Origin of the sequence: Methanoculleus sp. UBA413, assembly GCF_002502935.1 — an archaeon.
Lineage (GTDB): Archaea > Halobacteriota > Methanomicrobia > Methanomicrobiales > Methanoculleaceae > Methanoculleus > Methanoculleus bourgensis.
Window position 1 is genome coordinate 371 of the sequence record NZ_DAQR01000005.1, and the last position, 6,077, is coordinate 6,447.

Genomic DNA, 6,077 nt, shown 5'->3' on the forward strand with positions numbered 1-6,077 from the left:
CAGCCCCACCCCCAGGGGCGATAGCCACCACGGTCCACTATCCGGGGACAAGCCGGGAGAAGAACCAGGTCCAGACCATCCCTCAACCTGCGGCCCCGGCACCGATTTCCACTGGGTATCACGATGACTGCCCCCGCCCCTGGGGGCGGGGGAGGAGGCCGGAGGCCGGGCGGGGTGGGGGTTATGAGTATCGCGACCCGGTGAGACAGGGGAGGGGAGACCCCCCGATTGCAATATCCACCACGGTCCGGTGTCCGGGGACAAGCCCGGTGATAACCCGTGTATCTGACCACAGGGCAGCAGACCGATAGAGGGGGGCAGCAGGGAAACCTTATCGTCTGCGGCCCTGAAGGTAGCCCTGATTCACTATGAGAAAATTACCTGGTGCAGCAGCGGTCTTCGTGCTTCTATCCCTGGTGCTTGTGGCCGGGTGCACATCACCCCAGTCCCAGGCAGGCTACGTGACCATCCGGGGCGTGGATATCAGCATCCCGGACGGCCAGCCGCCTTCGAACGTCACCCGGGTCGTGGTGGCCCCGTACCTCGACGCGGTCTATGCGGCGGTGGAGGGGATCGACCTGCAGGTCAGTGCGAAAGAGGCCGGGACTGATATCGTCGTCACGGGGAAGGTTGTGCCGGTCGGCAACCTGACGCCGGGGAAGACCACAAAGGAGGAGGTCGCCCTGGTGCTCGAGAACGGCAGGCGTTATGACATCTGGGTGACGGTCTGGCAGGAGGGGCGTATGCGGGAATCGGGGTCGGTGGACGTCTTCCTCCCCGACAGGACGGTTGCCGGGCGGAGACTGGCCTACTCACTCCTCGCGATCACCACGCTCGACGTTATGACCCCTAACCTTGAGGCTGACCCGATCACGCTCGATATCATCACCGGTATCACAAACAGCGGCCGCACATCCTCCGGCGACCTCACCATGGATATCAGGGTCGTCAACCTCCAGACCGGGCTCACGGCCGTCCGCGAGTCCAGGTCGCTCGGGACGGTCGCCGGGGATGCGACAGCCGAGAAGCGGGTGAGCATCAGGGTCCCGAACGGCTACGACTACGAGATCAGTCTCAGGCTCGCCGAGGGCGGCGCAGCCTTTGCGACCAGCACCGGCCGGGTCACCCTGGCCCCGCCGCCGCAGGTGGTGCTCGACTCGGGCAAGGCTCAGTCGCCAGTCTCTCTCCCGGTCCCGACTCCGGCGCCGACCGGCGAGCCGTCTGCACAGGTCGGGCAGTTTAAGGTCCAGAGCAGCGGTGCGCCGATGCCCTCGCCGACACCCGGGTTTGGGGCTGCGCTCGCTGCCGCCGGCATCCTCGGCGCCGGGTTTGCGGCGCTCGGGAGACGGAGGAGGGGGTAGGTATGGCGCTCCAGGGTCTGACCGCGTGGCGGGCCTACCTCTACGCCATCTCGCTCATCGCGCTTGTCGTCGTGATCGTCGGTGCCGTGGACCTCATCGCCATCGCAATCGAGGTCATCATCTACCCGGCGCCCCAGCCCTACCCGGCACCACAGTACTACCCCGGTCTCCCCGGGAGCGTGGCGCAGGTCATGGTGGGGCTCGTTGTCTGGGCGTATCACTGGAGGCTGATCCGGAAGGAGCGCTGAGGGCTGTTGCTAATGCACCGGGTCACTTTATTTTGAAGATTTCGATGCACGAGGTGGAATGCCAATTGCCACATATGAAGACGGGGAGTCCGCTACAACCTCATGCGGAAGCACGCGGGAGATCGTGAAGGTGACGCCGGATTTTTTGGTTTTAGATGACAACGAGCACTAGTGGAGCATTTCAGCTAACATTTCCCATGAAAACTGCCCTGGTTTGGCGGGTGGGGGAATCATGGCCCTGTTTGTGCCCCGGGCATGGCTTCCGTACGGGGGGAGGGGGCGAGCCCCCTCCCCTGCCCCCACGCCCTAGGGTGATGCCCACCACGGTCCACTGTCCGGGGAGCAGACTGTTTTCATGCGTGCAGCCCGGAGAGCGTAGCCTGATGGTTGTTGCATGGGCACCATCGCCTCACGCGAGCGGTTGGTGATCCGCACCAAAACCCGCAAGATAAGGTGAAATAGTCCACTAGGCTCCGGTTGAGGGGGTTGCCGGGTTGACTCGCTCTCCGCTTCCCGGAGGCAGAGGACCATCCCGGCAAGCGAGACAAGAGAGAGAGAGAGAGAGAGCGCGATGAGGAGGGACGAAAAATCCGGGATGAGGTTTGCGACTATCACAGCCCAAGTGCCTACCCTGACAGGAGGTCACCGGAACAGCCACCCCCTGAACCCCCTCCCGGTACTCACCTGCGCAATCTTGATGCTTGCGTGGGGCAGAAGAGGCTGACAGAACCTCTCATGGATCATAAAGATCAAAAACCTCTGATCCTGGAGGCCGCCGGGGACCCCCCCGGCGACCTCATCGTGATCGTGGCCGCAACAGTTGCAACCCTCTCCTGTGTCTACGTCCCGGTACTGAACGAGAGTTTCCTTCGGATCCTCTTTGGCCTGGCGATGGTTCTCTTCATCCCCGGCTACGCCCTGATCGCTGCGTTCTTTCCGGCACGGGGCGACCTTGACGGTATCGAACGGGTCGCGCTCTCATTCGGGCTCTCGATCGCGGTCACCCCCCTCATCGGGCTTGCGCTCAACTACACGCCCTGGGGGATCAGGCTCGACCCCATCCTTGTGTCGCTCACGCTCTTCTCCCTCGCGATGGCCGCCGTTGCGTGGTACCGGCGTCTCCTCCTCCCGGCCGACGAGCGGTTCTCGGTTCCGGCCCGGGAGATGCTTGCCTCTGCCCGGAATGAACTCTTTGACCCGGAGGGCACCCCGCTCGACCGGGGACTCTCAGCTCTTCTCGTGGTCTCGATCGTCGTGGCGGTCGCCACAACCGCCTACGTCCTCGCGGTGCCAAAAGAGGGGGAACACTTCACCGAGTTCTACATCCTCGGGCCGGGCGGGAAGGCCGCCGATTACCCGACCGATTTTGGGGCCGGGAGAAGCCAGACCCTGATCGTCGGGGTCGGGAACCACGAGTACCGGGAGGTTAACTACACGGTCGAGGCGCTCCTCCTCAACCAGACGTTTGAAGCCCGGACAAACACCTCGACGATCCACGCGGCCAAGCCCCTGGACCGATTCACCCTCACGGTGCCCCATAATGAGACCAGGGAGGTGGTCTGGAACTTCTCGGTCCCCTCGCCCGACTACAACCGGGTCGAGTTCCTGCTCTTCAACGAGACGGTGCCGGGGCCTGCGGTCACGGGCGCTGACCGGATCGATGCAAGTTACCGGGATCTACACCTCTGGGTCCGGGTTCGGCCTCCGGCCTGAGGATAATCCGCAGGGTCCCTCTTTTTTCGTCGACGGCGGCGTGCTCGATATTCGCCGGCTGCCCCGTTCTGAGTGCCGCGATAACGGCGAAGGGACTGCAGCCCACGCTGACAGCCGAATTAAGGAAGAGTTCTTTACATTCACAGAGGAGAGAGCGCCGAACCTGACCGGTGTCGCCCTGCACCCCAAAACCGGTCCGCCCCCGTGCCGGTCCCGGCGATCAGGGCTCCCGATATCGACACAGAACCCGCGAAATAGGTATCTAGCAGGAGAACCGAGTACCTATGCATGAGGAGTGCACCCCCTGGCGAAGGCATCGTGATCGGGATTGACCCCGGGGTGGCGAGAACCGGGTACGGCGTTCTCAGGAGATGCGACCCCTACCCGACCCCCCTCGCCTTCGGCTGCATAGAGACCCCGAGCAATCACCGCCCCGCCCGGCGGCTGCTCGAGATCTACGAGAAGATCTCGCTGCTCCTCGACGAGTACACCCCTGAGTGTCTCGCCATGGAGCAGCTCTTCTTCTCAAGGAACGTCACCTCTGCCATGCACGTCAGTGAAGCGCGCGGCGTCATCCTCCTCGCCGCAGAACAGCGAGGAATCCCGGTCACCGAGTACACCCCAAACCAGGTCAAACTGGCGGTGACCGGGTCGGGGCGTGCCGACAAACACCAGGTGCAGGAGATGATGCGGCGGCTTCTTCGCCTGCAGGAACTCCCCCGACCGGACGACGCCGCGGACGGCCTCGCCATCGCACTCTGTCACATCAATATGGTGCGGTAATACCCATGATTGCCCATCTTTCAGGAGAACTGGCATCCACCGGGGACCGGTGGGTGGTGATCGATATCGGCGGCGTCGGCTACCGGGTCCAGGTCACAGAGCCTACGCTGCAGGACCTTGTCGCGACAGAAGGCCGGGTCATGGTCCACACCTACATGGTGGTCCGTGACGACGATATCCAGCTCTACGGGTTCTCCCACCCGCGGGAGAGAGAACTCTTCACCATCCTGATCGGTGTCACCGGGATCGGCCCCCAGACCGCCATGAACATCCTCTCGCGGATCTCGTTTGAGGATTTCGCGATCGCGATCTTAAGCGACGACGAAAAAGTGCTTACCCGGATCCCGGGGATCGGGCCGAAGAGCGCCAAACGCCTGATCCTGGAGCTGAAAGACAAGATGAAGAAATGTGCGGCGACGCTGCCCGGCGGCAGGAGCCGGGCCGAGGCCTGCGACGCGGTGAGCGCCCTGGTATCGCTCGGGTTCTCTGAGCGCGAGGCAGAGGAAGCGGTCAACGCCGTCATCGCCGACCTGCCCGCCCCGACGGTGCAGGACCTGATCCGGGCCTCTCTCACCCGCCTGCGGGAGCGACCATGACGAAACGCATCACCTCACCCGCCACCCTGCCGGAAGAGGTCGATGACGCCACGATCAGGCCGGCACGGTTCGACGAGTTCGTGGGTCAGCCCCAGGTGAAAGAGACACTTGCCATCGCTATCGCGGCAGCAAAGAAACGCGGCGAATCCCTGGACCATATCCTCTTCTCCGGGCCGCCGGGCCTTGGGAAGACGACGCTTGCCCGGATCATCGCCCGCGAGATGGGGGTGGCGATCAGGACCACCACCGGCCCGGTGCTGGACCGGCCGGGCGACCTTGCCGCCCAGCTGACGGCGCTCAACCGGGGCGACGTCCTCTTCATCGACGAGATCCACCGCTTAAACCCGGTGGTCGAGGAGATCCTCTATCCGGCGATGGAGGACTCCTGCATCGACGTGATGATCGGCGAGGGGCCCGGAGCACGGTCTGTCCAGCTCCCGCTTGAGGAGTTCACCCTGGTCGGTGCGACGACAAAGGTCGGGCTGCTCGGGTCTCCACTCAGGGACAGGTTCGGGTTCATCTTCAGGCTCAACCTCTACGAGGTCGGGGACCTGGCAGCAATCGTCCAGCGGAGCGCCGGGATCATGCAGACCCTGATCACCCCCGAAGGCGCGCTCGAGATAGCAAAACGGAGCCGCGGAACACCCAGGATCGCAAACCGCCTGCTCCGGCGGGTGCGTGACTTTGCCTTGGTCAGGGGGGACGGAAGCATTGACGGAGAGACCGCCGACCTTGCGCTGACCATGCTCGGGATCGACCGACTGGGCCTGGACGACCTCGATCGAAGAATCCTCTCGGTGATCGCGTACGACTTCGGCGGTGGCCCGGTGGGGGTCAAGACGATCGCGATCTCGGTCGGGGAAGAGGTGCGGACGGTCGAGGAGGTCTATGAACCCTACCTGATCCAGATCGGGTTCATCAAGCGGACCCCCCAGGGCCGGGAGACGACCGCGGCGGCAGAGGAGCATATCAGGACGACACCACGGGAGTGACTGCCCCCGCGGGCGGACTCGATCCTATTTTGTACGAAACGCTCATGAGGCTATGCGAGAGGCTGCACGCATAAAACCAGCCTTTCCCCGGTCTATCCCAATACAGTGGGCCGTGGTGGCTATCACCTCGGGGGAGGGGACCGAGGTGGGGGTCTCCCCCCATTGGCGCGAACGCAACCATGGGTGCACTGCGTTCCGGGTTGGCTATCGGCGAGGTGCAAGCTCGGTTGAACCCCCATGTCGGTTCTGGTGAACGCGAAGTATCCCCCGCCTCACCCGGGCAGTGGACCGTGGTGGGAATCGCCTCGGGGGCTGCTTATGGCGAAAAAGCTGAAACAATGACGGAGCTTATTAACCTCAGTTTTAATACCCATTGTTACAGCC

The 6,077-nt window shown here is 63.6% G+C and carries 6 protein-coding genes; all 6 read left to right on the top strand.

Annotated features, from left to right (window positions below):
- The first annotated feature begins 368 nt into the window (after nucleotides 1-368).
- The 6 genes from BP858_RS00555 (at nucleotide 369) to ruvB (ending at nucleotide 5,693) form a co-directional block, all read left to right on the top strand.
- Nucleotides 369-1,361 carry a DUF7490 domain-containing protein gene (locus BP858_RS00555; RefSeq protein WP_074175567.1) on the top strand — a complete coding sequence of 331 codons (993 nt, stop codon included), beginning with the start codon at nucleotides 369-371 and terminating at the stop codon, nucleotides 1,359-1,361.
- 2 nt (nucleotides 1,362-1,363) lie between these two features.
- Nucleotides 1,364-1,609 (top strand): DUF5671 domain-containing protein, encoded by a 246-nt coding sequence (locus tag BP858_RS00560; RefSeq protein WP_074175568.1) that lies wholly within the window; start codon nucleotides 1,364-1,366, stop codon nucleotides 1,607-1,609.
- Nucleotides 1,610-2,344: 735 nt separating this feature from the next.
- Nucleotides 2,345-3,322, top strand: a complete 978-nt coding sequence (locus BP858_RS00565; RefSeq protein ID WP_286878555.1) for a DUF1616 domain-containing protein — start codon at nucleotides 2,345-2,347, stop codon at nucleotides 3,320-3,322.
- Nucleotides 3,323-3,610: 288 nt separating this feature from the next.
- Nucleotides 3,611-4,105, top strand: coding sequence for a crossover junction endodeoxyribonuclease RuvC (ruvC, locus tag BP858_RS00570; protein WP_286878556.1), 495 nt, complete (start codon nucleotides 3,611-3,613; stop codon nucleotides 4,103-4,105).
- A gap of 5 nt (nucleotides 4,106-4,110) precedes the next feature.
- Complete coding sequence (ruvA, locus tag BP858_RS00575; protein ID WP_286878557.1) at nucleotides 4,111-4,701, top strand: Holliday junction branch migration protein RuvA; 591 nt, start codon at nucleotides 4,111-4,113, stop codon at nucleotides 4,699-4,701.
- The gene (gene ruvB / locus BP858_RS00580; RefSeq protein ID WP_214167069.1) at nucleotides 4,698-5,693 is read left to right on the top strand and encodes a Holliday junction branch migration DNA helicase RuvB; all 996 of its coding nucleotides are present in this window, start codon (nucleotides 4,698-4,700) and stop codon (nucleotides 5,691-5,693) included. Before ruvA ends, ruvB begins: the two co-directional genes overlap by 4 nt.
- Nucleotides 5,694-6,077 lie beyond the last annotated feature (384 nt).